Source organism: Streptomyces dioscori, from assembly GCF_003024195.1.
Classification (GTDB): domain Bacteria; phylum Actinomycetota; class Actinomycetes; order Streptomycetales; family Streptomycetaceae; genus Streptomyces; species Streptomyces dioscori.
In genome coordinates this window covers 159,514-182,910 of the sequence record NZ_KZ679045.1, presented here as the reverse complement: position 1 = coordinate 182,910, position 23,397 = coordinate 159,514, and the positions used below count along the sequence as shown (strand labels likewise).

At 70.7% G+C, this 23,397-nt stretch carries 20 protein-coding genes and 1 pseudogene; 9 read left to right on the top strand and 12 right to left on the bottom strand.

All coding sequences use genetic code 11. From position 1 onward, the window contains the following. The first annotated feature begins 168 nt into the window (after positions 1–168). Positions 169–1,518, top strand: coding sequence for a BREX system ATP-binding protein BrxD (gene brxD / locus C6Y14_RS21460; RefSeq protein WP_107018391.1), 1,350 nt, complete (start codon positions 169–171; stop codon positions 1,516–1,518). Next, positions 1,518–3,731, top strand: coding sequence for a DEAD/DEAH box helicase (locus tag C6Y14_RS21455; RefSeq protein ID WP_107018390.1), 2,214 nt, complete (start codon positions 1,518–1,520; stop codon positions 3,729–3,731). The genes brxD and C6Y14_RS21455 overlap by 1 nt, the downstream gene beginning before the upstream one ends. Before the next feature lie 142 nt (positions 3,732–3,873). Here C6Y14_RS21455 and C6Y14_RS21450 read toward each other — a convergent pair whose 3' ends face one another. The 5 genes and pseudogenes from C6Y14_RS21450 to C6Y14_RS21425 all read right to left on the bottom strand — a co-directional run bounded on the left by C6Y14_RS21450 (position 3,874) and on the right by C6Y14_RS21425 (position 7,808). Beyond that, positions 3,874–4,323: a spore-associated protein gene (locus tag C6Y14_RS21450; protein WP_107018599.1), complete on the bottom strand. Its 450-nt coding sequence runs from the start codon at positions 4,321–4,323 to the stop codon at positions 3,874–3,876. Between the two features lie 180 nt (positions 4,324–4,503). Further along, positions 4,504–4,599, bottom strand: a pseudogene (locus C6Y14_RS45535) (restriction endonuclease); the annotation flags it as partial. A 417-nt stretch (positions 4,600–5,016) separates the two neighbouring features. Continuing rightward, the gene (locus C6Y14_RS21440; RefSeq protein WP_107018389.1) at positions 5,017–5,715 is read right to left on the bottom strand and encodes a polysaccharide deacetylase family protein; all 699 of its coding nucleotides are present in this window, start codon (positions 5,713–5,715) and stop codon (positions 5,017–5,019) included. Further along, positions 5,712–6,383: a glycoside hydrolase family 11 protein gene (locus C6Y14_RS21435; protein WP_107018388.1), complete on the bottom strand. Its 672-nt coding sequence runs from the start codon at positions 6,381–6,383 to the stop codon at positions 5,712–5,714. Before C6Y14_RS21435 ends, C6Y14_RS21440 begins: the two co-directional genes overlap by 4 nt. A gap of 753 nt (positions 6,384–7,136) precedes the next feature. Continuing rightward, positions 7,137–7,808, bottom strand: coding sequence for an enoyl-CoA hydratase-related protein (locus C6Y14_RS21425; protein ID WP_107018387.1), 672 nt, complete (start codon positions 7,806–7,808; stop codon positions 7,137–7,139). Between the two features lie 281 nt (positions 7,809–8,089). Here C6Y14_RS21425 and C6Y14_RS21420 point away from each other — a divergent pair, with 281 nt between their 5' ends. Next, positions 8,090–9,445 (top strand): extracellular catalytic domain type 1 short-chain-length polyhydroxyalkanoate depolymerase, encoded by a 1,356-nt coding sequence (locus C6Y14_RS21420; protein WP_107018386.1) that lies wholly within the window; start codon positions 8,090–8,092, stop codon positions 9,443–9,445. A gap of 5 nt (positions 9,446–9,450) precedes the next feature. After that, positions 9,451–10,833 (top strand): SGNH/GDSL hydrolase family protein, encoded by a 1,383-nt coding sequence (locus C6Y14_RS21415; protein WP_107018385.1) that lies wholly within the window; start codon positions 9,451–9,453, stop codon positions 10,831–10,833. A gap of 68 nt (positions 10,834–10,901) precedes the next feature. Here the strand turns inward: C6Y14_RS21415 and C6Y14_RS21410 are convergent, their stop codons facing one another. Further along, positions 10,902–11,429: a MarR family winged helix-turn-helix transcriptional regulator gene (locus C6Y14_RS21410; protein WP_107018384.1), complete on the bottom strand. Its 528-nt coding sequence runs from the start codon at positions 11,427–11,429 to the stop codon at positions 10,902–10,904. Between the two features lie 91 nt (positions 11,430–11,520). Between C6Y14_RS21410 and C6Y14_RS21405 the strand changes: the two genes are divergently transcribed. Next, complete coding sequence (locus C6Y14_RS21405) at positions 11,521–12,054, top strand: YceI family protein (protein WP_107018383.1); 534 nt, start codon at positions 11,521–11,523, stop codon at positions 12,052–12,054. A gap of 183 nt (positions 12,055–12,237) precedes the next feature. On the opposite strand, the gene C6Y14_RS21400 is transcribed toward C6Y14_RS21405, so the two are convergent. The 5 genes from C6Y14_RS21400 to C6Y14_RS21380 form a co-directional block, all read right to left on the bottom strand. Further along, the gene (locus C6Y14_RS21400) at positions 12,238–12,561 is read right to left on the bottom strand and encodes a MazG-like family protein (protein ID WP_107018382.1); all 324 of its coding nucleotides are present in this window, start codon (positions 12,559–12,561) and stop codon (positions 12,238–12,240) included. 5 nt (positions 12,562–12,566) lie between these two features. Further along, the gene (locus tag C6Y14_RS21395; RefSeq protein ID WP_107018381.1) at positions 12,567–13,127 is read right to left on the bottom strand and encodes a DoxX family protein; all 561 of its coding nucleotides are present in this window, start codon (positions 13,125–13,127) and stop codon (positions 12,567–12,569) included. Positions 13,128–13,345: 218 nt separating this feature from the next. Next, positions 13,346–14,056, bottom strand: a complete 711-nt coding sequence (locus C6Y14_RS21390) for an ABC transporter ATP-binding protein (RefSeq protein ID WP_107018380.1) — start codon at positions 14,054–14,056, stop codon at positions 13,346–13,348. Positions 14,057–14,123: 67 nt separating this feature from the next. Next, positions 14,124–15,617 carry an ABC transporter permease gene (locus C6Y14_RS21385; protein ID WP_107018379.1) on the bottom strand — a complete coding sequence of 498 codons (1,494 nt, stop codon included), beginning with the start codon at positions 15,615–15,617 and terminating at the stop codon, positions 14,124–14,126. Between the two features lie 240 nt (positions 15,618–15,857). Then, positions 15,858–16,670 carry an SDR family oxidoreductase gene (locus C6Y14_RS21380; protein WP_107018378.1) on the bottom strand — a complete coding sequence of 271 codons (813 nt, stop codon included), beginning with the start codon at positions 16,668–16,670 and terminating at the stop codon, positions 15,858–15,860. 145 nt (positions 16,671–16,815) lie between these two features. Here C6Y14_RS21380 and C6Y14_RS21375 point away from each other — a divergent pair, with 145 nt between their 5' ends. Next, on the top strand, positions 16,816–18,462 hold the full coding sequence (locus tag C6Y14_RS21375; RefSeq protein WP_107018377.1) for an alkaline phosphatase D family protein: 1,647 nt from the start codon (positions 16,816–16,818) through the stop codon (positions 18,460–18,462). Between the two features lie 185 nt (positions 18,463–18,647). Here the strand turns inward: C6Y14_RS21375 and C6Y14_RS21370 are convergent, their stop codons facing one another. Beyond that, positions 18,648–19,649, bottom strand: a complete 1,002-nt coding sequence (locus tag C6Y14_RS21370) for a Gfo/Idh/MocA family protein (RefSeq protein WP_107018376.1) — start codon at positions 19,647–19,649, stop codon at positions 18,648–18,650. A 123-nt stretch (positions 19,650–19,772) separates the two neighbouring features. On the opposite strand from C6Y14_RS21370, the gene C6Y14_RS21365 reads away from it, so the two are divergent. From C6Y14_RS21365 to C6Y14_RS21355, 3 genes are read left to right on the top strand one after another with little or no spacing between them, the layout of a single operon-like run. After that, a complete protein-coding gene (locus C6Y14_RS21365; RefSeq protein WP_107018375.1) occupies positions 19,773–21,140 on the top strand; it encodes a multidrug effflux MFS transporter in 1,368 nt (455 codons plus the stop codon). Beyond that, positions 21,068–22,270 carry a serine hydrolase domain-containing protein gene (locus C6Y14_RS21360; protein WP_404828810.1) on the top strand — a complete coding sequence of 401 codons (1,203 nt, stop codon included), beginning with the start codon at positions 21,068–21,070 and terminating at the stop codon, positions 22,268–22,270. Before C6Y14_RS21365 ends, C6Y14_RS21360 begins: the two co-directional genes overlap by 73 nt. 58 nt (positions 22,271–22,328) lie before the next feature. After that, the gene (locus tag C6Y14_RS21355) at positions 22,329–23,321 is read left to right on the top strand and encodes a small ribosomal subunit Rsm22 family protein (protein ID WP_107018374.1); all 993 of its coding nucleotides are present in this window, start codon (positions 22,329–22,331) and stop codon (positions 23,319–23,321) included. Positions 23,322–23,397 lie beyond the last annotated feature (76 nt).

Genomic DNA, 23,397 nt, shown 5'->3' with positions numbered 1-23,397 from the left:
CCACCCTCGCGTATGTACGGAGAGTGATTCCAGCAGCGTCTTCGGGTGACCGTCAACCGATTCAACCAACTCGCCGCCTCGCCACCGTGCCGCGGGAACCGCGGACCGAGCGGCGGCCGTCATCGATCTCCGTAAAAGCGTGTGCGGGGAAATGGAAGACTGGCTCTTGTGAGCACCACCGGATCCCAGCGCCCCGCACAGGTGAGCGCCGCCCGCCGCCGTACCGTCATCGACGCGCTGCGGCGCGGTGCCGTACCCGACAGCGGACTCGACCTGCTGGCCACCGGGCTCGACCGATTCGAAGCGGCCCTGGACGCGGAACTGGACGCCGTGGCGTCCGGCGGCTCCGTGTTCAAGGCCGTGCGGGGCGAGTACGGGTCCGGAAAGACGTTCTTCACCCGCTGGCTGGGGGAACGGGCCAAGCGTCGTAACTTCGCCGTCGCCGAGATCCAGGTCTCGGAGAACGAGACCCCGCTGCACCGTCTCGAGACGGTCTACCGGCGGCTCACCGAACGGCTCACCACCTCGAGTTTCCCGCCCAGCGCACTGCGGCCCGTGGTGGACGCCTGGTTCTACGCCCTGGAGGAGGACGCTCTGGCGGCCGGCGCGACCGAGGAGGATCTTCCAGGTGAGGTGGAGAAACTGCTCGTCGCACGGCTCGCCGAGGTCTCCCGACACGCCCCGTCGTTCGCCACAGCTCTGCGCGGCTACCGGACCGCCCTCGCGGACGGCGACGAGGCGACCGCCGCGGCCGTCCTGGCGTGGCTCGGCGGCCAGCCGCACGTCGCGGCCTCCGCCCGCCGGGCCGCCGGGGTACGCGGCGACCTCGACCACTTCGGTGCCCTCGGATTCTTGCAGGGACTACTCACCGTGCTCCGCGACTCCGGGCACACCGGGCTGTTCGTCGTCCTCGACGAGGTGGAGACGCTGCAGCGGGTCCGCTCGGACGCCCGCGACAAGGCACTCAACGCGCTGCGGCAGCTCATCGACGAGGTGCACTCGGGCCGCTTCCCCGGCCTCTACCTGGTCATCACGGGCACCCCCGCCTTCTACGACGGTCAACAGGGTGTGCAGCGGCTTGCCCCGCTCGCTCAGCGACTCGCCACCGACTTCACCACCGACCCGCGCTTCGACAACCCTCGCGCCGTACAGATCAGGCTGCCCGGCTTCAACCAGGAGTCCCTGGTCGGACTCGGCCTCACCATCCGTGACCTGTACGCGGACGCGGCAGAGATGCCCGAGCGCGTGCGGAAGGTCGTCGACGACGCGTATGTGGCCGACCTCGCAGTGGCTGTCGGTGGGGCATTGGGCGGGAAGGTCGGGGTGGCGCCCCGGCTGTTCCTGAAGAAACTCGTCGGTGACGTGCTCGATCGTGTGGACCAGTTCGACGACTTCGACCCCCGGCAGCACTACCGCCTCACCGTCGCAGGCAGCGAACTCACCGATGTCGAGCGGAACCTGGCCGCCACGATCTCCGGAGACTCCGCGTCGGCCGATGACATCGACCTGGAGCTGTGATGGCGGACGCGGGACTCCCGGCCGGGAAGGATCCGGGCAACGCGGATAGCGAGGACGCCGACGTCCTGGACAGACTCGACCCCGTCGTCCTGCATCACATCGTCAACACCCTCGGATGGCCCGATCTGCGCCCCTTGCAGCGGGCGGCCATCACCCCACTCATGCAGGGGCAGGATGCCGTACTGCTGGCTCCGACGGCGGGGGGCAAGACCGAGGCGGCCTGCTTCCCCCTGCTGTCGGCGATGACCGAGCAGAAATGGACCGGCACATCCGTGCTGTACCTGTGTCCGCTCAAGGCACTCCTCAACAACCTGGCCGTACGCGTCGACGCGTACGCCCAGTGGCTGGGGCGCAGGGCCGCGCTCTGGCACGGTGACACCAAGGAGTCGCAACGGCAGCGCATCCGGGCCGAGGCTCCGGACATCCTGTTGACCACGCCCGAGTCGCTCGAAGCGATGCTGATCGGCGTCAAGACCGACCACGCCCGCCTGTTGGGAAGCGTCCGGGCCGTCGTCATCGACGAAGTACACGCGTTCGCCGGAGACGACCGGGGGTGGCACCTGCTCGCTGTGCTCGAACGGCTGGAGCGGGTCACCGGGCGGCCGATCCAGCGTGTCGGACTCTCGGCGACCGTCGGCAACCCGGCCGAATTGCTGCACTGGCTGCAGGGCGCGGGCGTCGATAGCCGCACCGGTCGTGTGGTCGCCCCCGGGATACACCTGCCGGCCACCAGCGACAGGGGACACGGCGGCGAAGCGAACCCCGAGCCTTCCAACAGGCTTGCGCCCGCCGGCGCGGTGGAACTCGACTATGTCGGCTCCCTCGACAACGCGGCCAAACTCATCGCGGCGCTGCACAAAGGAGAGAAGCGCCTCGTCTTCTGCGACTCGCGCCGCCAGGTCGAGGAACTGAGCGCGGCGCTCCGCGCGCGCGAGGTGACCGTCTTTCTGTCCCACGCCTCGCTCTCGGTCGACGAGCGAACCCGCTCCGAGCAGGCGTTCGCCGAGGCCCGCGACTGCGTCATCGTCTCCACGTCGACCCTCGAACTCGGCATCGACGTCGGTGACCTGGACCGTGTCATCCAGATCGACTCACCGGCTTCCGTTGCCTCCTTCCTGCAGCGCATCGGACGCACGGGGCGGCGGCCCGACACGGCGCGCAACTGTCTGTTCCTGACCACTCGCAAGGAGACGCTGCTCCAGGCAGCAGGTTTGTTGCTGATGTGGTCGCGGGGCTGGGTGGAGCCGGTCGTCCCTCCGCCCGAGCCACGCCACCTGGTGGCCCAGCAACTGCTTGCCGTTACCCTGCAACAGCACAAGCTCGGCGACCAGTTGTGGGACCGGCAGTGGAACGGCCTCGCTCCCTTCGACAGGTCGGCCGCCCCCATCCTGCGCTTCCTCAGCGAGGAGGGCTTCCTCGACAGTGACGGTGGGATGCTCTTCATCGGCCCCGAGGCGGAACGGCGCTTCGGCAAAAGGCACTTCATCGAACTCACCGCCTCTTTCACCGCGCCTCCGCAGTTCACCGTCCTGTCCGGACGTACGGAGATCGGCCGCACCGACCCGAGTGTGCTCACGGAAGAGCGTCCCGGCCCCAGGAGGTTGCTGCTCGGTGGACGCAGTTGGCAGGTCACGTACATCGACTGGCTGCGCAAACGCGTCTTTGTCGAGCCGGCCGACGGCGGCGGGATCGCCAAGTGGATGAACGGCGGCGTCACCGGACTGTCGTACGCCCTGACGCGTGCCATGCGCGAGGTGCTGCTGGGCGCGACTCCACCGGTCTCGCTCACCCGGCGTGCGGAGGCGTGCATGACCGAACAGCGCGAAGTCGACGCACCTGACACCGTCCATCCTGGCGGCACCTTGATCACGCGCGTCGGTGCCGAAGTCCGTTGGTGGACATGGGCCGGCTACCGCGCCAACGCCACCCTGGCGGCCACCCTCCAGTCGGTCACCGACCCCCTGCAACGACCCACCGACAGCTGGCTGCGCCTGCGGGAGAACGTCACCCCGGTCGAATGGCGTGCAGCCCGTGACAACGTCGGCGAGAACCTGGTCCTGCCGGACGTGGATCGTCGGGCTGTACGCGGACTCAAGTTCTCTGCCGCGCTTCCGGAGCGCCTCGCAGTGGCCACGGTGGCGGCCCGTCTGGCCGACTTCGAGAGCGCCCGCTCGGTGCTCGGAGAGCCGACGCGCTTTCAGTACGACGGTTGAGCCGGTTGAGCAGCGCCGCGGGGCTCTCATCCGTTTACGTCGATGACGTATGCGCTGTTCATCGATGTACCGCCCGATAGCGACGGCCCCCGCCCCGCCCCCGCCCCGGCCCGTGGCCCGGGGCGGGGGTACGAGGAGCAGTTCAGCGGGTCGACGTGACCCGGTTCTCCTTCAGGGCCGCGCAGTTCGAGCCCGTGATCTGTACGTATACGTTGTTGATGCTGCCGCCCCAGTCGATGCAGTGGCCCTTGCCGTACACGTACGCCGGGCCCGCGTACGAGGTGTACGCGCCGTCGTCGCCGGCGCCTTCCTGGGTGTCGGGGACGTAGACGTACGCGGACATGTTCACCGCGGTGCCCGGGTTGTTGCGGATGGTCGCCACACAGTTCTGGCCGTTCGCGGCGTTGTACGTCAGATAGACGGTGCCCTGGGTGCCGACGGCCGCCGAGTTCACGGTCTTGTAGGCGCTTCCGCAGACCTTCTGCGGTGTGGTGTTGGGTGCGGCCGAGGCGGGCACCGCCAGCGCGGTCGTGGTCCCCACCGCCAGGGCGGCGAACGCGGCAGCGGTCAGGACGGAACGGTTGAATCTCATGCTTCCCCCTTGTGGTCCATGAACTGTGGTCCATGAACTGTGGTGCGCGTTCTGTGGTGCGCGGGGTTCAGTGTCCGTGCCTGTGTTCACGTGCCGCAAAGCTTTCAATGATGGTCGAATAGTCGCCCGGAAGTGCGCCTTGGTGCCCAGCAGATCGCGCGGTTCGCGGCTCGCGATCGTGCTGCTCGGTGCGTACCGCTTGCACTGGATCACCATGGTCCGGCCGTCCGGGAGCCGCCCGAGGACATCGGCACCGTTGTCGTGCGAACCGCCCACCCGGCGGACCTCCGTACACCCGTCGCGATCCCGGCGAAGAGCACGGCCGCCATGGCGTACGGCCACCCGGTCGACCAGAACGACGCGAGGAGGGCCAGCAGCACCACGCCGCCGATCGCGGTCGCCTTCACCCGTGCACGTGTCTGTGCTTTCTGCCGCTTGCGACCAGTCATCCCCGTACTCTCCTGATGTTCCGCCGTCCTGCCGTCCTGCCGTTCTGCCGTCCCGTTGGGCTGTCTGGGCGGTGCGTCGGTGCGTCGGTGGGTCGGTGGGTCGGTGGGTCGGAAGGGCGCGAGTCGGCCACGGTCCGATCGGCCTCCGCGCCTCACTCGACGGTGACGGCCGACGCCAGGCCGACCGTCGCCGACGAGCAGGACGTCCGAGTCGTACAAGTGGTGTCCGGTCCCTGGCGGTGGGTCAGGGAGCCACCGCCTGGCCGGTCTGCGGGGAGATGCGGCCGGCGCACAGGCCGCGGGCGGTCAGGTTCTGCGCGATACGCGGGATCGCGGCGAGCGTGTTGGCGGGCCAGTCGTGCATGAGGATGACCTGGCCGTTGCCGAGCCGCCCGGCGGCCTGCACGATCGCGTCCGTGCTCGCGTTGTTCCAGTCCTGCGAGTCCACGTTCCAGAGGATCTCGGTCAGCCCGTACTTGGCCTCGACCGCCCGGACCGTCGCGTTGGTCTCGCCGTACGGCGGCCGGAACAGTTTCGGCGTACCGCCGCCCGCGGCCGCGATCGCCTGCTGGGTCCGCGAGATCTCCGAGTCGATCTGCGCCTGGCCGAGCTGGGTCAGATGCGGGTGGGTGTAACTGTGGTTGCCGACCCACATACCCGCGCCGACCTGGGCCTGGACCCGGGACGGGTTGGCCGCGGCGTAATTGCCCTGGTTGAACATCGTGGCCCGCAGCCCGTTCCGCGTGAGCGCGCCGAGCAGGGCCGGCGTGCTGCTGGACGGGCCGTCGTCGAAGGTCAGCCCGACGTATCCGCTGCAGGCGGCGGCGCCGGTCGCTTGCGCCGGGGCGGCGCCGACGGTCAGCGTGCCCGCGGCCGTCAGTGCGACGGCGGTCAGCGCGGTCAACGCGGTCGTCAGGGGACGCGTCCGGGCGCCGGTGCTCACGCCGCCACCGTGATGCTTGAGCTGCCGCTGCTCTGGTAACCCTCGGTCGCGAGGATCATGTAGTACCTGAAGCTGCCGAGGGGCATCCCGGCCCGCGCCCAGGCGTCGAAGTGGTTGCCGGTGGTGATGCTGCCGCCGGTCCTCCTCGACTGCCGGACGCTCCAGTACTGGTTGAAGGTCTTCGTGCCCTCGACGGACGGGGCGTTGTAGCGCGTCGTCTGGTAGATGTCGTACGTGCCGCCGTCGCTGGTGACCGCGCCCTTGTACGTGCCCGTGGGCCGGTACGTGCCCCAGTTGTCGACGATGTAGTACTCCACGAGCGGGCCGGCCGTCCACCCGTAGAGGCACAGGTAGGCGTTGCCGGACGGGTTGAAGGCGCCGGAGTACGTCACGGTCCTGCGGCTGCCGTTGCTCCAGCCCTTGCCGGCGACGAAGTTCCCGGTGTTCCTCCAGGTGGTGCCGTAGCTGCCGCCGGAGCCCAGGTTCATGGAGACCGTGCCCTGTGCGTCGGTCCAGAACGAGTAGTAGTACCCGTTGTTCGTGCCGGTCTGGTTCGTGGTGACGACCGTGTCGGCGTGGGCCGTGCCGGGCAGTGTGAGCGCGGTCGCGGCGCCCAGCAGCACGGCGCAGGCCTGCCTGCGGTTCGGCTGTGCGGGGGTGAGGTTCATGTGCGGGTTCCCTCCGTCTTCCACGGGGCGGGTTTGGTCGAACAGTGTTGACCTGGACCCGTCAAGCGTCAACAGTTTCGCCCATGATTACGAAACATTCGTGTGGCGTGGGGCGACACAGCAAGGCTAATTCCCTGGTGGAAGCCCTCAATTGGGGTGCGTGTGGCAGCGTGTGCGGGATCTCTGTCCGGTAGAGATCAAATAACGGAGGCTGCATCTTCGAATGTTTCGAAGCGCTTACGGAGTGAAGCGCCGCGACGTCATTCGGCGGTCGGGGCCGCCCCGGGCCCTTCCGTCCCCCACCCCGCCGCCCTCGCCGTGCCGATGAGCAGGGGCCAGAGCGCGGCAGACATCGTCTCGGGCGTGCCGGGGCAGCCGCTGCGGAGCCAGTCGACGACCGGGCCGAGCACCGCGCCCGCCACGAACGCGGCGGCCGGATCGTGCGGGATGTGCCGGGTCCTCGTCGGGCGCGGGCGCGGACGAGGGTGCCGACAGGGGGCGTATGGGGGCGTCGGACTCCTCGGCCGGGACGCGGCGGACGTGTGCCGCGACCGTCATGGGCCACCTGGGCGCCATGGGCCGTACGGCGACCGCCGACGAACAGGCCGCCGCCGTGAGCAACATCAACGGCGTCGTCCCCCCGGTGGGCAACGGCCGGTCCGCCGTCTGGACCCGGCCCACGGGACCCGCAAGCCTCCGTGCCGGTCGAGGTCGGGACCCGGGACCGGGGCCGGGGTCGGGGTCGGGTCGGGGTCAGCTGAGAGGGTTGCCCCTGGTGCGCAGGGTGTCCAGGACGGGCGCGTACATACGGGACTTGATGGTGCCGAGGGTCGGTCCGGCCTTGCCCGCCTGTGCCGCGGCCAGTTCCACCGCCTTCGCCCGTACGGCGTCCTCGGTCACCGCGTGGTCGACGAGCCCGGCGTCCAGGGCGTCGCCGCCTCCGTAGCGGCGGGCGGTGAGCATGGCCTCGTGTGCGGTACGCGGGTGCAGCCGGGACTGGATCAGTGCCGACATGCCCGGGGTGAAGGGGATGTTGATCTCGGCCTCGGGCAGGCACCAGTAGCCGCGGTCGGCCCGCATCACGCGGAAGTCGTGGGCCAGGGAGAACATCGCGCCGGCCGCGAAGGTGTGTCCCTGTAGGGCGGCCACGGTGATCACAGGCAGGGACAGCGTCCGCGCGAACAGCTCCTGGACGCCGCCGACGTAGGCCTCCTGCTGGTCGGCGTGGGCGAACAGCCAGTCCAGGTCGAGGCCGTTGGAGTAGAACTTGCCGGTGGCGGCGGTCACCAGGGCGCGCGGCCCCTCCGCCTTCTCGACCTCGTCCAGCGCGGCGTTGACGGAGGCGAGCCAGTCGGGGTGGAAACGGTTCTCGCCGTCTCCGAGGTCGAGAACGAAAACGTCGTCCTGGCGGTCGAGTGTCGGCACGGTGACTCCTTCGGACTGACGCTTCCCTCGTCGGCAGTGCGGGTGCCTTCACCGTCGCCTCCGCCATGAGGCTACCTGCGGGTAACTTATGTCACGTGGTGCGGGCGCGCAACGGTTTCCAGGAGCCGCTCGTCGAATCGGGTTGTCCGTAGTGGCCGGTTTCGGTCTCCACCCTGTGGGAGCGCTTCCACCACAGTCATGGCCATGCCGCGCGACCGGCCCCGTCGCGTGGTGCCACTCCACCGCACCACACCCGCAGCCGTGATCCGGAAAGGACAGACATGTCCGCCACTGGCAGTAATACCGCGCGCAGACAGCCGCGTTCGGGGCCCGCAGTGCTCTTCGCGGCACTGGTGTCCCTGCTCGCGACGATGCTCCTCGGCGCACCCGGGGCCGCCGCCCGCGAGCCGGTCGAGAAGGCGCCCGTCGCGAAGGTTGCCGCCGCACCCGCCGCACCCGCCGCGGCCCTCACCGAGATCACCGGCTTCGGCAGCAACCCCAGCAACCTCCAGATGTACCTCTACGTACCGGACAGCGTCACCGCGAACCCCGCCGTGGTGGTGGCCGTCCACTACTGCACGGGCTCCGGCCCGGCGATGTACTCCGGCACCGAGTACGCCTCGCTCGCCGATCAGTATGGGTTCATCGTCGTGTACCCCTCGGTCACCCGCGCCAGCAAGTGCTTCGACGTGTCCTCGCCCCAGGCGCTGACCCGCGGCGGTGGCAGCGACCCGGTCGGCATCAAGTCGATGGTCGACTGGGTGACGCGCACCTACTCCGCCGACACCGACCGCATCTTCGCCACCGGTATCTCCTCCGGCGCGATGATGACGAACGTCCTGCTCGGCGACTACCCGGACGTGTTCGCGGCGGGCGCCGCGTTCTCGGGCGTCCCGTTCGGCTGCTTCGCCACCACGGACGGTTCCGAGTGGAACAGTGCCTGCTCCGGCGGCACCGTGCTGCACACCCCGCAGGAGTGGGGCGACCTGGTCCGCAACGCCTACCCCGGCTACACCGGCCCGAGGCCCCGCATGCAGGTGTGGCACGGCACCGAGGACGACGTGCTGCGCTACCCCAACTTCGGGGAGGAGATCAAGCAGTGGACCAACGTGCTGGGCGTCGGCCAGACCCCGGCCGCCACCGACTCGCCCCAGTCCGGCTGGACCCGTACGCGCTACGGGGCCACCGGTGACCAGGCCCCCGTCGAGGCCGTCAGCCTCCAGGGCATCGGCCACAACCTGTACGCCTGGGGCATGGCGGCCCGCGTCCTCACCTTCTTCGGCCTGGACAGCTCCGGCCCCGGCCCTCAACCCCAGCCCGGCGCCTGCAAGGTGACCACCACGACCAGTGCCTGGAACACGGGGCTGACCAGCTCCGTGACGATCACCAACACCGGCAGCTCACGCATCGAGGGCTGGCAGTTGGGCTTCACCCTGCCGTCCGGGCAGGCCATCACCAACGGCTGGGGCGCCACGTACGCCCCGGCGAGCGGCGCGGTGACGGCCACGAACGCCCCGTACAACGGCACGATCGCGGCGAACGCGAGCGTCAGCATCGGCTATCAGGCGAGTCATACGGGGAACAGTTCGCCGCCGACCGCCTTCACTCTCAACGGCACTGTATGCAGCGGTAGTTGAGGGATATGGGACCGGTACGGCCCGTGCCGCCGTCGAGAGCGCACTCCTTCGTCCGTCTCGTCACCGCCTTCGTCCTCGTCCTGGTGCTTGCCGTGAGCGCGTCCGTCGTGGTGGCCCTGGTCGAGGGGGCACGGGGTGCGGACCGTGGTTCCGGCGGGCCGGCCGGTGCCCGGCACTGGGTCAACACCTGGACCGCGATGCCGCAGCTCACCGAGCCGGGCAACCTGCCGCCCCCGCCGTTCACCGAGGAGCGGGCCGTCCTCGCCGACGCGACCCTGCGGCAGACCGTACGGGTCTCGACCGGCGGCGGGCGCGTCCGGCTGCGGTTCTCCAACGCCTTCGGCGACACCGCGCTGCCCCTCACCGCCGTGAGCGTGGCTCGGCCGCTCGGCGGGCGGGCCGGCGTCAGTGCCGTCGAACCCGGCTCGCCGCGACGCGTGACCTTCGCCGGACGCGCGTCGGCGACCGTGCCCGTCGGGGCCCAACTCGTCTCCGACCCACTGGACTTCGGGCTGGAACCGGGTTCCGTACTGACCGTGACCGCCTATCTCGCCGAGGGGCAGCCGTCCACCGCGCTCACCTCGCACCCCGGGTCACGTACCACCTCGTACCTCCAGAAGGCCGGTCGCGTCGACCGCACCCGGGATCTCGATCTTCCGGGGGCGACCGCCGTCGACCACTGGTACCTCCTCAGCGATGTCGAGGTGCTTTCCGGCCCCGGTACGGCGGCGGTCGCCGTCCTGGGCGACTCGCTGACCGACGGGCGCGGCTCCACCACCAACGGGAACGACCGCTGGACCGACCGCCTGCTGGACCGGCTCCGCGCGCACCCCGCGGCCGGCGAGGTCGCGGTGCTCAACCAGGCCGCCGGCGGCAACCGCGTCCTCAACGACGGTCTGGGCCCCAACGTCCTCGCCCGTCTCGACCGCGACGTCCTGTCCCGCAGCGGAGTCTCCTGGCTGGTCGTCTTCGAGGGGGTCAACGACCTCGGAACCGCCGCCGCCACGCCCGCCGCCCAGCGCGGCGTCACGGCCGAGCTGATCGCCGCGTACGAGCAGATCGTCGTCCGCGCGCACGCGCAGGGCATCCGCGTGTACGGGGCCACGCTGACGCCGTTCGGCGGCAACGCGATGTACGACGACCCCGACGGGCACCGCGAGGCGTCCCGGCAGGAGGTCAACTCCTGGATCCGTACGAGTGGACGGTTCGACGCGGTCGTCGACTTCGACCGGGCCGTACGTGACCCGGCGGATCCACGGCGCCTGCGGGCCGCGCTGCACGACGGGGACCGGCTGCATCTCAATCCGGAGGGGTACCGGGCGCTGGCCGCCGCGGTGCCGCTCCGGTTGTTCCGGACCGGCGGACAAGCGGACCGGCTGGCCGGCTGACCGGTCGACCTGATGGCCGGCTGACTCGGGGCAACCGGCCGACCGGCTGACTCGGGCGACCGGTCGGGTCAGGTGGGCTTTTCCGTGGTGTCGGCGGGCGGGGGCAGGAGGTCGTGGAGCTGTGTGTACCGCTGGGCGCAGGCCGTCTGCGCTATGGCCTGCGAGACGGCGGCGGCCAACGGGCCCGTGGACTCGCTCAGCAGACGGCGGGCCTTGTCCGTGAGGGCCACCTCGATGCCGCGCCGGTCGCCGCACGCGGAGTTCTTGGTGATCAGCCCCGCATGCTGCAGACAGGCGACCTGGTACGTCAGCCGGGTCTTCGGGCGGCCCAGCAGCTCCGCGATGCGGGTCATCCGCAGGCTGGAGCCCGGCTGGTCGGCCAGCAGGCACAGCACCAGGAACTCGTCGTGCGAGACACCCATGGCGTCCTTCACGCGCGAACGCAGCTGTTGCTCCACCGCGCCGGCCGCCGCCAGCAGGCGCATCCAGGAACGGAGTTCGGCGGGCAGGAGGCCGTTCGCCGGTGTGCCGTCGGCGTCTTCGTCGCCCGACAGGAGGGATGCGGGCTGGTCGGCGGGGGCGGGGGAGTCGGCCATGGTGTCACAGTCTACTGGTTGTCCATTTTTGGATGACCCGCTAGCGTGGGGTCATCCAAATTTGGACAACCGATCAACCAGGAGAAGACCCATGACCGTCGCTGTGGAAACCGGCCTGTGGCAGCTCGACGCCGTTCGCTCCACCGTCGCCATCAAGCACAAGACGATGTGGGGGCTGGTCACGGTGAAAGGTGCCTTCAGCGGTGTCGCCGGTGAGGGTGAGGTCCAGGCGGACGGCACCGCGCACGGCACGATCACGGTGGACGCCGGGTCGCTCGACACGAAGAACGCGAAGCGGGATACGCATCTGCGGGGTGCGGACTTCTTTGATGCCGAGGGGCATCCGACGCTCGTCTTCGTCGTTCGTGACGCCGTGGTCCGGCCGGACGACACCGTCGCGATCGACGGTGAGCTGACCGTCCGTGGGGTCAGTCGGCCGCAGTCCGTCAGCGCGACGGTCGCCGAGTCGAGCGCCGACGCGGTTGCGCTCGCCGCTGAGTTCACCGTGGACCGGGAGCAGTTCAATCTGGGCTGGAACCAGTTGGGGATGATCCGGGGGCTGACCACTGTGACGGCGACGCTCCGGTTCACGCGTCGCGCTTCCGCCTCCGGCGAGGGGGTGTAGTTCGGCTGCGGGTGGGTGGGGGCTGGTTGCGCTGTTCCCCGCGCCCCTGAGGGGTGGGGTGGCTGAGGTCGGATTTCGGCTGCGGCCCGGTGGGGGTCGCTCGCGCAGTTCCCCGCGCCCCTCAGGGGGCTTGGGGCGGTGTCGGCCGAGAGGTTGCGCCGTTCCCCGCGCCCCTTCGGGGGCTCAGGGGTGTGAGCGGGCTGTTACCCGGGCCAAGTGGGTGGTGAAGATCTCCTGGGCGTCCGGCGAGAGCGTTCGTAGTGCCACCGCCGCTGTGATGATCACGTCGCAGAGTTCCGAGCGCACGTCGTCCCACGTGTGGGACACGCCCTTGCGGGGGTTCTGGCCCGTGGCGCCGATGACCGCCTCGGCGACCTCGCCCACCTCCTCCGAGAGCTTCAGCATCCGCAGGAGCAAGGTCTCCTGGGGTGGGCGGTCCGGCTGGGTCCGGGCCAGCCAGTCCTGGAGGTGCTCGATGGACTCCCAGAGATCACCGTCGTCGCTCATGACGCTCAGACTGTCACGCCCTCCTCGTCGAACAACTCGCCCTGCCCGTCCTCCTCCTGGCGTCGCACCCGCGCTTGCCGCGCTCCGATCACCGCCAGGGTCGCCGCGGCCGTCACCGCGAGGGCGACCGGCACCATCCAGTTCCGGTCGACCGTGTGGCCCAGGGCGTGGTCGAGGGAGATCCGGCCGGGGCCCGTGACGGCCAGGCCCGCCGCCGTGAGGCCCAGGGACGCCGCGTGCTCGTAGCCGCCGCTCTGCGCGAAGAAGCCGTTCGGCGCGTGCAGGGCGGAGGCGCCCGCCATCGCCCCGGCCGCGGCCGCGCCGGCCGCCGGGGTCGCGAGGCCCAGCGCGAGCAGCGTGCCGCCGCCCGTCTCCGCCAGGCCCGCCGCGGCGGCGCTGGCCCGGCCGGGCGCGTACCCCACGGACTCCATGAACTCGCCGGTCCCGGAGAGGCCGCCCCCGCCGAACCAGCCGAAGAGCTTCTGTGCCCCGTGCGCCGCCAGCACTCCGCCCGTACCGAGGCGGAGCAGCAGCAGTCCCAGATCGCGTCGGTCGAAACAGGTCACGATTCCCGTCACTCCTCGCAGGTCAGGTCACAGTGTTTACGGCGCTCGTACGTGCCTGCTCACCGTCGCACCGGACCGTCGTCGGGGCCCTGGTCCGCGCCGCCGTTCGGGTGATCGCGATAGATAATCGTCGGGACTGTCGGGACTGTCGGGACCGCCCGGACCGCGAAAGGCCGCCCACCGGTGAGGGTGAGCGGCCTCCTTCGAGGACTGACCGGTCAGAGTGCCGGCTGCGGCTGCGGCCGCGGCTGCTGCTGCTGCTCGGTCAGGGTGATCCGGCCTTTTCTGATCGTCGCGAGCCGGGGTGCGCGCCGGGCGATCGACGAGTCGTGCGTGACCATGACGAACGTCAGCCCGTGCTCCCTCCACAGTCCTTCCAGCAGGGCCATGATGTCGTCGCGGGTGCCCTCGTCGAGGTTGCCCGTGGGCTCGTCGGCGAGCAGCACCTTCGGGTTCTTGACCAGCGCGCGGGCGATCGCGACGCGCTGCTGCTGGCCGCCGGACAGCTCGCTGGGCGCGTGGGTGAGGCGGTCGCCGAGACCGACCGAGCCCAGCGCCTCGGCGGCCTTCGCGCGCCGCTCGGACGGCTTGACCCCGAGTGGTACGAGCGCGGTCTCGACGTTCTCCTGCGCGGTGAGCGTGGGGATGAGGTTGAACGACTGGAAGATGATGCCGATCTTTTCCGCGCGCACCCGGGTCAGCCGGGCCTCGCTGATGGACGCGAGGTCCACGCCGTCCAGTTCGACGCTGCCGGAGGACGGGCGGTCCAGGCCGCCGATCATCTGCAGCAGGGTCGACTTGCCGCCGCCGGTGGGGCCCTGGATGACGAGCTGGTCGCCGTCCTCGATGGTGAGGTCGACGCCGCGCAGCGCCTCCACGGTCTCCTTGCCTCTCGTGTAGTTCTTGGTGACGCCGGTGAGCGTGTACATACGTCTTCTCCGTAACGTGCGTGACGTGCGTGTCGTGCGTGTCGTGCCGTGGTGGTGAGGGGCGCGGCTACGACACGCTGCGCAGCGCGTCGGCCGGGCGCATCCGGGAGGCGCGCCAGCCGCCCATCGCACCGGCGATCAGGCCGCCCGCGACCGCGAGGCCCACGGCGAGCGCGATGGTGGTGACGGAGACCGGCGCGGACAGCGCGATGTCGAGGGTGCTCGACGCGCTCTGTCCGCCGGGGCCGCCACCGCCACCGGGGCCGCCACCGCCGGGGCCGCCGCCCTGGCCGCCGCCGCCCGTGGAACCGAGTTCTGCGGTGAGGGTGGGGCTGACGGCCGTGACCGCGTAGGCCGCCGCCAGGCCGAGGGCGATACCGAGCGCCCCGCCGAGCAGGCCGTTCACGACCGACTCGCCGACGACCTGCCGGGTGACCTTGCGGCTCGGCCAGCCGAGCGCCTTCAGTGTGCCGAACTCCCGCACCCGGCGGCTGACCGCCGACGAGGTGAGCAGCGCGGCGACGAGGAACGCGGCCACCAGTACCGCGACGGAGAGCCACTTGCCCACGCTGGTCGCCAGGTTGGAGGCGGTCGACAGCGAGCCGGAGACGGTGTCCGCGAGATCGGCCGAGGTGGTGACCGTCGTACCGTCGATGTTCTTCTGGATGGCGGCCTTGACCGCGTCGATGCGCTGGGAGTCGGACGCCTTCACATAGATCGTGGAGATCTTGTTCTTGGAGTCACCGAGCGTCTGGGCCTGCTTGAGCGGCAGGTAGACGTCGGTGGTCGACTCGCTGCTGTCCGGGGTCGCGATCCCGATGACCTCGTACTTGGTGCCGGAGATCTTGATGCTCTCGCCGACGGTGTACTTGTTCTCCTTGGCGTACGACGTGCTGAGCACCGCGACCTTCGCGTTCGTCTGCGCCGCCGTGAACGACTTGCCCTTGCTGATCTTCGTGGTGGCGAGCGGGCCCAGGTCCTGGTTCGTGACGTCGACCCCGGAGACCGAGTACGAGTTCACGTCGAAGGAGGCGCCGCCGCCCTGCACCTGGGGCTGACCGGTCGAACCGCCGCCGCCCGCACCGCCGGGGCCGCCGCCCTGGCCCTGCGAGCCCTGCGTGGAGGTGTCGGTCTTGGCCTTGCCCTGGGTGAAACTGCCGTCGACCTTCGTGACGTTCAGGGTCAGTGCGCCCACCGCGCTCGCCACGTTCTTCTGCGCGGCGACCTTTTCGATGAGGGAGGACTTGAGTGTCTGGCCGCCCTGTGTCGTCACGCGGTCCGAACTCTGCTCCTCGTCGTCGTCGGAACCGGCGTCGAATTCGAAATTCGGTCTGCCCGACTGGTTGTTGCCGGAGGAAGGGGCCTCCCTGGCCTTCGTCACCGTCATGTCGGTGCCGAGTCCGTACAGCGACTGCAGGACCTTGTCCTGTGCCTGTGACATGCCGGCCGACACCGAGTTGACGGTGATGACCAGCGCGATTCCGAGCGCCAGACCCATGGCGATGACCAGAGCCGACTTCTTGCGCCGGCTCAGCTCACGCTTGAGATAGATGCCAAACATCCCTGTCCCTAAGGTTCTTGGCGCCCGCTGTGGGCGCTGCCACAAGCTATGGACGAACCTTTGAGACACCCTGAGGACAGAATGTGTAGGACCTGAGAATGCACCCCCGGGAATCAGAATCCCGTAAGACAGCTATTTCCGGGCCAATTGAGGGCCACTTCTCAGCTTCGCCCCTTAAGGCGCCCCAAAGGGGCGCGGGGAACTGCGCGCCCAGCCACGACGGACCCGCACGGGTAGTCGCTACCCCCGCCCCACGTAGGGCATCGCGCTGGCGAGAACCGTCGCGAACTGCACGTTCGCCTCCAGCGGCAACTCCGCCATGTGCCGAACCGTCCGCCCCACATCCCCCACATCCATCACCGGCTCCGCGGCCACCTCCCCGTTCGCCTGCAACGCCCCGGTCGCCATCCCCGAGGTCATGTCCGTCGCCGCGTTCCCGATGTCGATCTGCCCGCAGACGATCCGGTACGGCCGCCCGTCCAGCGACAGCGACTTCGTGAGGCCGGTCAGCGCGTGCTTCGTGGCCGTGTACGCCGCCGACCTCGGCCGGGGCGTGTGCGCCGAGATCGAGCCATTGTTGATGATCCTGCCGCCCTGCGGATCCTGCTCCTTCATCTGCCGGTAGGCCGCCTGCGCACACAGGAACGCCCCGTCGAGATTCGTCCCCACCACGTGCCGCCAGGCCTCGTACGGGAGGTCCTCGAACGGCACGCCGCCGGGGCCGAACGTGCCGGCGTTGTTGAAGAGCAGGTCCAAGCGGCCGAAGCGGTTCCGCGTCGCGTCGAAGAGCGCGGTCACCTCCTCGGGCCGCGAGACGTCGGTGCGTACGCACAACGACGTGCTCTCTTTCCCGGCCGGCTCCCCGGCGGCGGCCCCGGACGGCGTGTCCGCGAGGGCCGCCCGCGCGAGCGCCGCGGTCTCCTCCAGCCGCTCGGCGCGGCGGCCGGCCAGCGTCACCGACCAGCCGGTACGCAGCAGTTCGACGGCCACGGCACGGCCGATTCCCGAGCCGGCACCTGTCACGATCGCGATCTTCGTTCGATGGGCGTTCATGGCCCCGCAGCGTACGGGAGGCCGTGGTCGACGGTCCGCCATCCGGATCTCATCCGTCCGACATCCGACTGTTGTGTACGTGACGGTCCACCGTTGACTCTGACCACTCCAATTCCTCGTACAACAACCGTCAGGGGAGGGCCAGATGACATCCACCGGCCACCAGCAACCGTCGCAGCACGCCCCCGAACTCCGCGCCGCCGCCCGTCACCTCGGGCGCCGCCGGCTCTTCACCGTCACCGGCGCGGCCGCCGTCCTGGCGTTCGCCACCAACCTGCCGACCGCGGGCGTGGCGGGCGCAGCCGAGTTCGACGCGGCGAAGATCACCGAGAACCCCTTCACCCTCGGTGTCGCCTCGGGCGACCCGCAGGCCACCTCCGTGCTGCTGTGGACCCGGCTCGCCCCCACCCCGTACCAGGCGGACTCCGGACTGCCCCCGGAACGCGTCACCGTGCACTGGGAGCTGGCCCGCGACGAACGGTTCCGCCACGTCGTCAGACGGGGGGCGACCTTCGCCCACCCCGAGTTCCACCACTCCGTGCACGTCGAGGTCGGCCACCTCGACTCCGACCGGGTCTTCTACTACCGCTTCAAAACGGGCAGCTGGATCAGCGAGACCGGGCGCACCCGCACCGCGCCCTCGTCCCGCGCGCGCGTCGACGAACTGCGGCTGGCCGCGGTCTCCTGCCAGGCGTACCACGACGGGTACTTCACCGCCTACGGGCATCTCGCCGAGGACGACGTCGACGTGGTCTTCCACGTCGGCGACTACCTCTACGAGTACGCCGTCGACTCCGTGGGCGGCGCCCGCAACTACACCGACCGCGTGCTGCCCGACCTCTTCAACCACGAGACGATCACGCTGGAGGACTACCGCCTGCGGTACTCCCTCTACAAGACCGACCCCGATCTACGGGCCGTGCACGCCGCCCACCCCTTCGTGGTCACCTGGGACGACCACGAGGTCGAGAACAACTACGCGGACGACATACCCGAGAACTCCGTACCGCCGGAGGAGTTCCTGCTGCGCCGCGCCGCCGGGTACCGCGCCTACTGGGAGAACCTGCCGCTGCGCCGCCCGCAGCGGCCCGAGGGCCCCGACATGCAGATGTACCGGCGGCTCAACTGGGGCCGGCTCGCGCAGTTCGACATCCTCGACACCCGGCAGTACCGCTCCGACCAGGCGTACGGGGACGGGGCGGACGTGCCCGGCCCCGAGACGGACGATCCGGCGCGCACGATCACCGGGGCGGCGCAGGAGCGGTGGCTGCTGGACGGGTGGCAGGCCTCGCAGGCGCTGTGGAACGTCGTTCCGCAGCAGGTCATCTTCTCCCAGCGGAAGTTCGACCTGACCGTGCCGTCCCGGGTGTCCATGGACGCGTGGGACGGCTACCGGGCCTCGCGGGGGCGGGTGCTGGCCGGTGCGGAGGCCGCCGGGGTCGAGAACCTGATGGTGTTCACCGGGGACGTCCATGTCGGGTACGCATTCGACATCAAGGACGACTTCGACGATCCCTCGTCCCGGACGGTCGGTACGGAGATCGTGACCACCTCGATCACCAGTGGGCGGGACGGGGTGGAGAAGCCGGCCAACTGGGAGACGTACATGGCGGCGAATCCGCATCTGAAGTTCTACAACGGGCGGCGGGGATATACGACCGTGCGGTTGGGGCGGGAATCCGCTCGGGCCGACTTCAAGACCGTGCCGGCGGTTACCGTGCCGGGGGCTGCGATCAGTACGGCCGCGTCGTTCGTCACGGAGGTCGGGGACCAGGGGCTGAAGCCGGTGTAGCTCCGCGGTGTAGCTCCGCTGGGGTGGGGCGGGGAACTGGCGGTCGTTCGTCGGCTGCGGGCCGGATGTGGCTGGTCGCGCAGTTCCCCGCGCCCCTTGAGGGCGAAAAGATTGCGCCGTTCCCCGCGCCCCTGAAGACAAAAGATTGTGCCGTTCCCCGCGCCCCTGAAAGCTCCCCGCGCCCCTTAAGCCGATTCGCCGGGGTAGGTGACTCCTACCTCGGCCCTTACCTTGTCCAGGGTGCGCATGACCGCCAGGGTGCCGTTCAGGGGGACCAGGGGGGACTCCTTCTCGCCGGCTCGGAGGGCTCGCATCACCTCTGTCGCCTCGTGCTTGAGGCTGGCGCGGGTGCCGTCCGCCGTGTTCGCCGTGTACTCCTGCGGGTCGCGGCCGTCGCGGTGCAGGACGAAGCGGTCCGAGTGGAAGAAGCCGTGCGGGATGTCGATGCGGCCCTCGGAGCCGGTGACCGACGCGGCCGTCGACGTGCCGCCGACCAGGGAGCAGTGCAGCGCGGCGAGCGCGCCGCTGTCGTACGAGAGCAGCATGCCCGTCTGGAGGTCGACGCTCTCCTCCGAGAGCACCGCGCGTGCCGTCACGCCGGAGGGCTCGCCGAGCAGCAGGTGCGCGAACGACACCGGATACACGCCCAGGTCCAGCAGTGCCCCGCCGCCCTGCGCGGGATCGCGCAGCCGGTGGGTGGGAGGGAACGGGCCCGAGAGGCCGAAGTCGGCCTGGACCGTGCGGACCTCACCGATCGCGCCGTCGTCCACGAGCGCCTTGAGCTGGCGGATCAGCGGGTTGCAGTACATCCACATGGCCTCCATCAGGAAGCTGTCGTGCTGCTTCGCGAGGCCGACCAGCTCCTCGGCCTCGCGCGCGTTCAGCGTGAACGCCTTCTCGCACAGCACATTGCGCCCCGCCTCCAGACACAGCCCGGCCGCCGCCCGGTGCGCCGAGTGAGGAGTCGCCACGTACACGACGTCGACGTCCTCGTCCGCCGCGAGGGACTCCCAGTCGCCGTACGCCCGGGGGATCCCGAACCGCTCCGCGAACCCCTTCGCCGACGCCTCGGTGCGCGACGCCACCGCCACCACCTCGGCATCGGGCAGATCGATCAGATCCGCGGTGAACGCCGCAGCGATCCCACCGGTCGCCAGCACACCCCAGCGCACGCGTTCCTCCGTCATGCCCGACCCCTCGCTCCGTGCCGTCGACGCCCGCGGCGCCCTCGACCGCTTCGACCATCTGTACGAGACCACCCGTACGAGCTGAGAGCATAGGTGGCGGATCACACGGAGAGGGAGGGGCGCATGCCCGAGCGCGGCCGTACGACGAGGGACCCGGACGGCCCGGAGGCCCGTATACCCGGCACGGCGGTCACCGAGGAGAGCGTGGTCGCCGCCTCGGCGCCGCCGGTACCGCCACCGGCCGCCCGCCGTTCCGTGGGACTCCTGGTCACGCTCATCCTCGGCGGGCTCACGGCCGTACCGCCGCTGTCCATGGACATGTACCTCCCGGCCCTCCCGGACGTCACCGACGCGCTGCACGCCTCCGCCGCCACCGTGCAGCTGACGCTCACCGCGTGCCTCGCCGGGATGGCGCTCGGGCAGCTGGTCGTCGGGCCGATGAGCGACAAGTGGGGCCGCAGACGGCCGCTGATCACCGGGCTCGTCGTCTACATCCTCGCCACCGCCGTCTGCGCGATCGCCCCCACCATCGAACTCCTCATCGCCTTCCGGCTGCTCCAGGGACTCGCGGGCGCCGCCGGGATCGTCATCGCGCGGGCCGTCGTACGCGACCTGTACGACGGCATGGACATGGCGCGGTTCTTCTCCACGCTCATGCTGATCTCCGGGGTCGCGCCGATCATCGCGCCGCTCATCGGCGGCCAGGTGCTGCGGATCACCGACTGGCGGGGCGTCTTCTACATCCTGACCGTCATCGGGATCGCCCTCACCGCCGTCGTCTGGCGGCTGCTGCCCGAGACACTGCCGCCCGCCGAGCGCCACGACGGCGGCACCGTCGAGGCGCTGCGCACCATGCGCGGACTGCTCGCCGACCGCGTCTTCACCGGCTACATGCTCACCGGCGGCTTCGCGTTCGCCGCGCTCTTCGCGTACATCTCCGCCTCCCCGTTCGTGATCCAGGAGATCTACGGCGCCTCCCCGCAGACGTACAGCATCCTCTTCGGCGTCAACTCCGTCGGACTGGTGATCGTCGGCCAGATCAACGGCAAGATCCTCGTCGGCCGGGTCAGCCTCGACAAGGTGCTCGCGGTCGGCCTCGCCGTCATCACTCTCGCGTCGGCCGCGCTGCTCCTGATGTCCGTCGGGGCGTTCGGCGAGGTGGGCCTCGTCCCGATCGCCGCCGGACTCTTCGTCCTCATGTCGGCGATGAGCCTGTGCATGCCCAACACCAACGCGCTCGCCCTCATGCGCACCCGGCACTCCGCGGGCTCCGCGTCCGCCCTGCTCGGCACGTCCTCGTTCCTCGTCGGCGCCGCCGCGACACCCCTGGTGGGCATCGCCGGGGAGCACACGGCCGTCCCGATGGCCGTCGTCCAGCTCGCGTGTTCACTGGTCGCCGTCGGCTGCTTCATGGCACTGTGCCGTCCCTGGCGGAAACAGCCGGACGCCACGGCGGGCAAGCGGACGGGATCGAAGGGAGCGGGGAACTGAGCGCACCGAGACTGCGCCCCGGCACGGCGGAACGTGCCGGGCTCGACCCCGCGGAACTCGACACCCTGGTACGGGAGTTCCGCGCGATCACCGCCGGGGACCGGCCCTGGGCCGCGGGCGCCGTACTGGTCGCCGGACGCGGGCCCGTCATCGCCGTCGAGGAGGCGGCGGGCTGGGCGGTCCGGTACCGCGCCTACGACGAGGACGCGGACGCGGGCGTGGAACTGCCGCGCGCCGAACGCGTCCCGACGACCGTGCGCACCCCCTTCGACCTGGCGTCCCTGACGAAGCTCTTCACGAGCGTCGCGGCCGTGCAGCAGCTGGAACGCGGCACGCTCGGCATCGACGCGCGCGTGGGGGCCTACCTGCCGGGCTTCACCGCCGCCGCCGAGTACGGCATCACCGTGCGGCACCTGCTCACCCACACCTCCGGGCTGCGGCCCGAACTCCCGCTGTACGACTGCCGGGACGACAGGGCACGGTTCGCCCTGCTGCGGGCCGAGAAACCGGTGACGGCGCCGGGCGCCGCGTACGGCTACTCGGACCTCAACATGCTGCTGCTCCAGCAGGTCCTCGAACGCATCACCCGGCGCCCGCTCGACGCCCTCGTCCGGGACGGGATCACCCGGCCGCTCGGCATGACCGACACCGCCTTCGGCCCCTGCCCCGGCGCCGCAGCCACCGAGGACCAGCGGCGGCCCTGGGCCAAGGCCGACCGGGGCATGCTGCGGGGCACGGTCCACGACGAGAACGCGTGGGCGCTCGGCGGGGTCGCGGGCCACGCCGGCCTCTTCTCGACCGCCGCCGACCTCGCCGTCTTCTGCCGCACCCTCCTCGCCGGCGGCTCCTACGGCACCGCCCGCATCCTCGGCCCCGACTACGTCGAACTGCTCCTCTCCCCGCCCGGCCTCGGCTTCGCCCTCGACCAGCCGTCCTTCATGGGCGCCCTCGCCGGCCACGGAGCCGCGGGCCACACGGGCTTCACCGGTACGTCGCTGGTGCTGGACCCCTCCACGGACACGTTCCTCGTCCTCCTGGCCAACACGGTCCACCCGCGCCGCCGGCCCGCGGACCACGGGCCCCGCGCGGCGGCGGCCACGCGGCTGGCCAGGGCGGTCCGGGGAGCCTGAACGGGCAGCGGCCGGGGAGCGGCCGGGGTGCACCGCGCGGTGCTCGTAGACTTCCCTCGTGACCGCCCCCGTTTCCCCAGCTGAGACCCTGCGCGCGGCCCTCGCGGGCCTGCTCGACGGACTGCCGCCCAAGGTGGCCGCGCAGGCCGTCGACCGGCTGATCGCGAACTACCGGGGCACCACCCCGACCGACGCCCCGATCCTGCGCGACCGCGCGGACGTCGCCGCGTACGCCGCGTACCGGATGCCCGCGACCTTCGAAGCCGTACGGGCCGCGCTCGCCGCCTTCGCGGACGCCGTGCCCGAGTGGGTGCCCGGCAGCCACGTGGACGTGGGTGGCGGCACCGGCGCGGCGACCTGGGCCGTGAACGCCACCTGGCCCGGCGAGCGGCCCGTGACCGTGCTCGACTGGGCCGAGCCCGCGCTCGTCCTCGGCCGCGAACTCGCCTCCGCCAGCCCGCAGTTGCGGTCCGCCGAGTGGCGGCGCTCCCGGATCGGCGCGGAACCGGCCCTGCCGGACGCCGATCTCGTCACCGTGTCGTACGTCCTCGGCGAGCTGACCGAGGCGGGGCGCGACGCCGTCGTGGACGCCGCGGTCGGCGCCGCGCGAGCCGTCGTGATCATCGAGCCGGGGACGCCGGACGGGTACGCCCGCGTCATCGCCGCGCGGGACCGGCTGATCGGCGCGGGCTTCTCCGTCGCGGCGCCCTGCCCCCACAGCGCTGCCTGTCCGATCGTGCCCGGTGAGGACTGGTGCCACTTCTCGGCTCGGGTGAGCCGGTCCTCTCTGCACCGGCAGGTGAAGGGGGGCTCGTTGGCGTACGAGGACGAGAAGTTCAGCTATGTCGCCGCGACGCGTGGGCCGGTGGCTCCGGTTGCCGCGCGGGTGGTGCGGCGGCCGCAGATCCGTAAGGGGCAGGTGCTGCTGGACCTGTGCGAGGTGGGGGGTGGGCTGGGGCGCTCCACCGTGACGAAGCGGCACGGGTCCCTTTACAAGGAGGCACGGGACGCGGCATGGGGCGACGGGTGGCCCCCGGCCGAGCCCGAGTAGGGGCGTTTTCTCGCCCCCGCCGCCCCTACCCGTTCCCGTCCACGCATGGGGCTGCGCCCCTCGCCCCCTTTGTCCT

What these genes read in the sequence shown, in the direction of transcription:
- C6Y14_RS21415 (WP_107018385.1), top strand. Translation starts at nt 9,451, where the DNA reads ATGGGACCGGTACGGCCCGTGCCGCCGTCGAGAGCGCACTCCTTCGTC.
- C6Y14_RS21420 (WP_107018386.1), top strand. Translation starts at nt 8,090, where the DNA reads ATGTCCGCCACTGGCAGTAATACCGCGCGCAGACAGCCGCGTTCGGGG.
- C6Y14_RS21385 (WP_107018379.1), bottom strand. Translation starts at nt 15,617, where the DNA reads ATGTTTGGCATCTATCTCAAGCGTGAGCTGAGCCGGCGCAAGAAGTCG.
- C6Y14_RS21450 (WP_107018599.1), bottom strand. Translation starts at nt 4,323, where the DNA reads ATGAGATTCAACCGTTCCGTCCTGACCGCTGCCGCGTTCGCCGCCCTG.
- C6Y14_RS21410 (WP_107018384.1), bottom strand. Translation starts at nt 11,429, where the DNA reads ATGGCCGACTCCCCCGCCCCCGCCGACCAGCCCGCATCCCTCCTGTCG.
- C6Y14_RS21405 (WP_107018383.1), top strand. Translation starts at nt 11,521, where the DNA reads ATGACCGTCGCTGTGGAAACCGGCCTGTGGCAGCTCGACGCCGTTCGC.
- C6Y14_RS21435 (WP_107018388.1), bottom strand. Translation starts at nt 6,383, where the DNA reads ATGAACCTCACCCCCGCACAGCCGAACCGCAGGCAGGCCTGCGCCGTG.
- C6Y14_RS21375 (WP_107018377.1), top strand. Translation starts at nt 16,816, where the DNA reads ATGACATCCACCGGCCACCAGCAACCGTCGCAGCACGCCCCCGAACTC.
- C6Y14_RS21455 (WP_107018390.1), top strand. Translation starts at nt 1,518, where the DNA reads ATGGCGGACGCGGGACTCCCGGCCGGGAAGGATCCGGGCAACGCGGAT.
- C6Y14_RS21400 (WP_107018382.1), bottom strand. Translation starts at nt 12,561, where the DNA reads ATGAGCGACGACGGTGATCTCTGGGAGTCCATCGAGCACCTCCAGGAC.
- C6Y14_RS21370 (WP_107018376.1), bottom strand. Translation starts at nt 19,649, where the DNA reads ATGACGGAGGAACGCGTGCGCTGGGGTGTGCTGGCGACCGGTGGGATC.
- C6Y14_RS21380 (WP_107018378.1), bottom strand. Translation starts at nt 16,670, where the DNA reads ATGAACGCCCATCGAACGAAGATCGCGATCGTGACAGGTGCCGGCTCG.
- C6Y14_RS21390 (WP_107018380.1), bottom strand. Translation starts at nt 14,056, where the DNA reads ATGTACACGCTCACCGGCGTCACCAAGAACTACACGAGAGGCAAGGAG.
- C6Y14_RS21365 (WP_107018375.1), top strand. Translation starts at nt 19,773, where the DNA reads ATGCCCGAGCGCGGCCGTACGACGAGGGACCCGGACGGCCCGGAGGCC.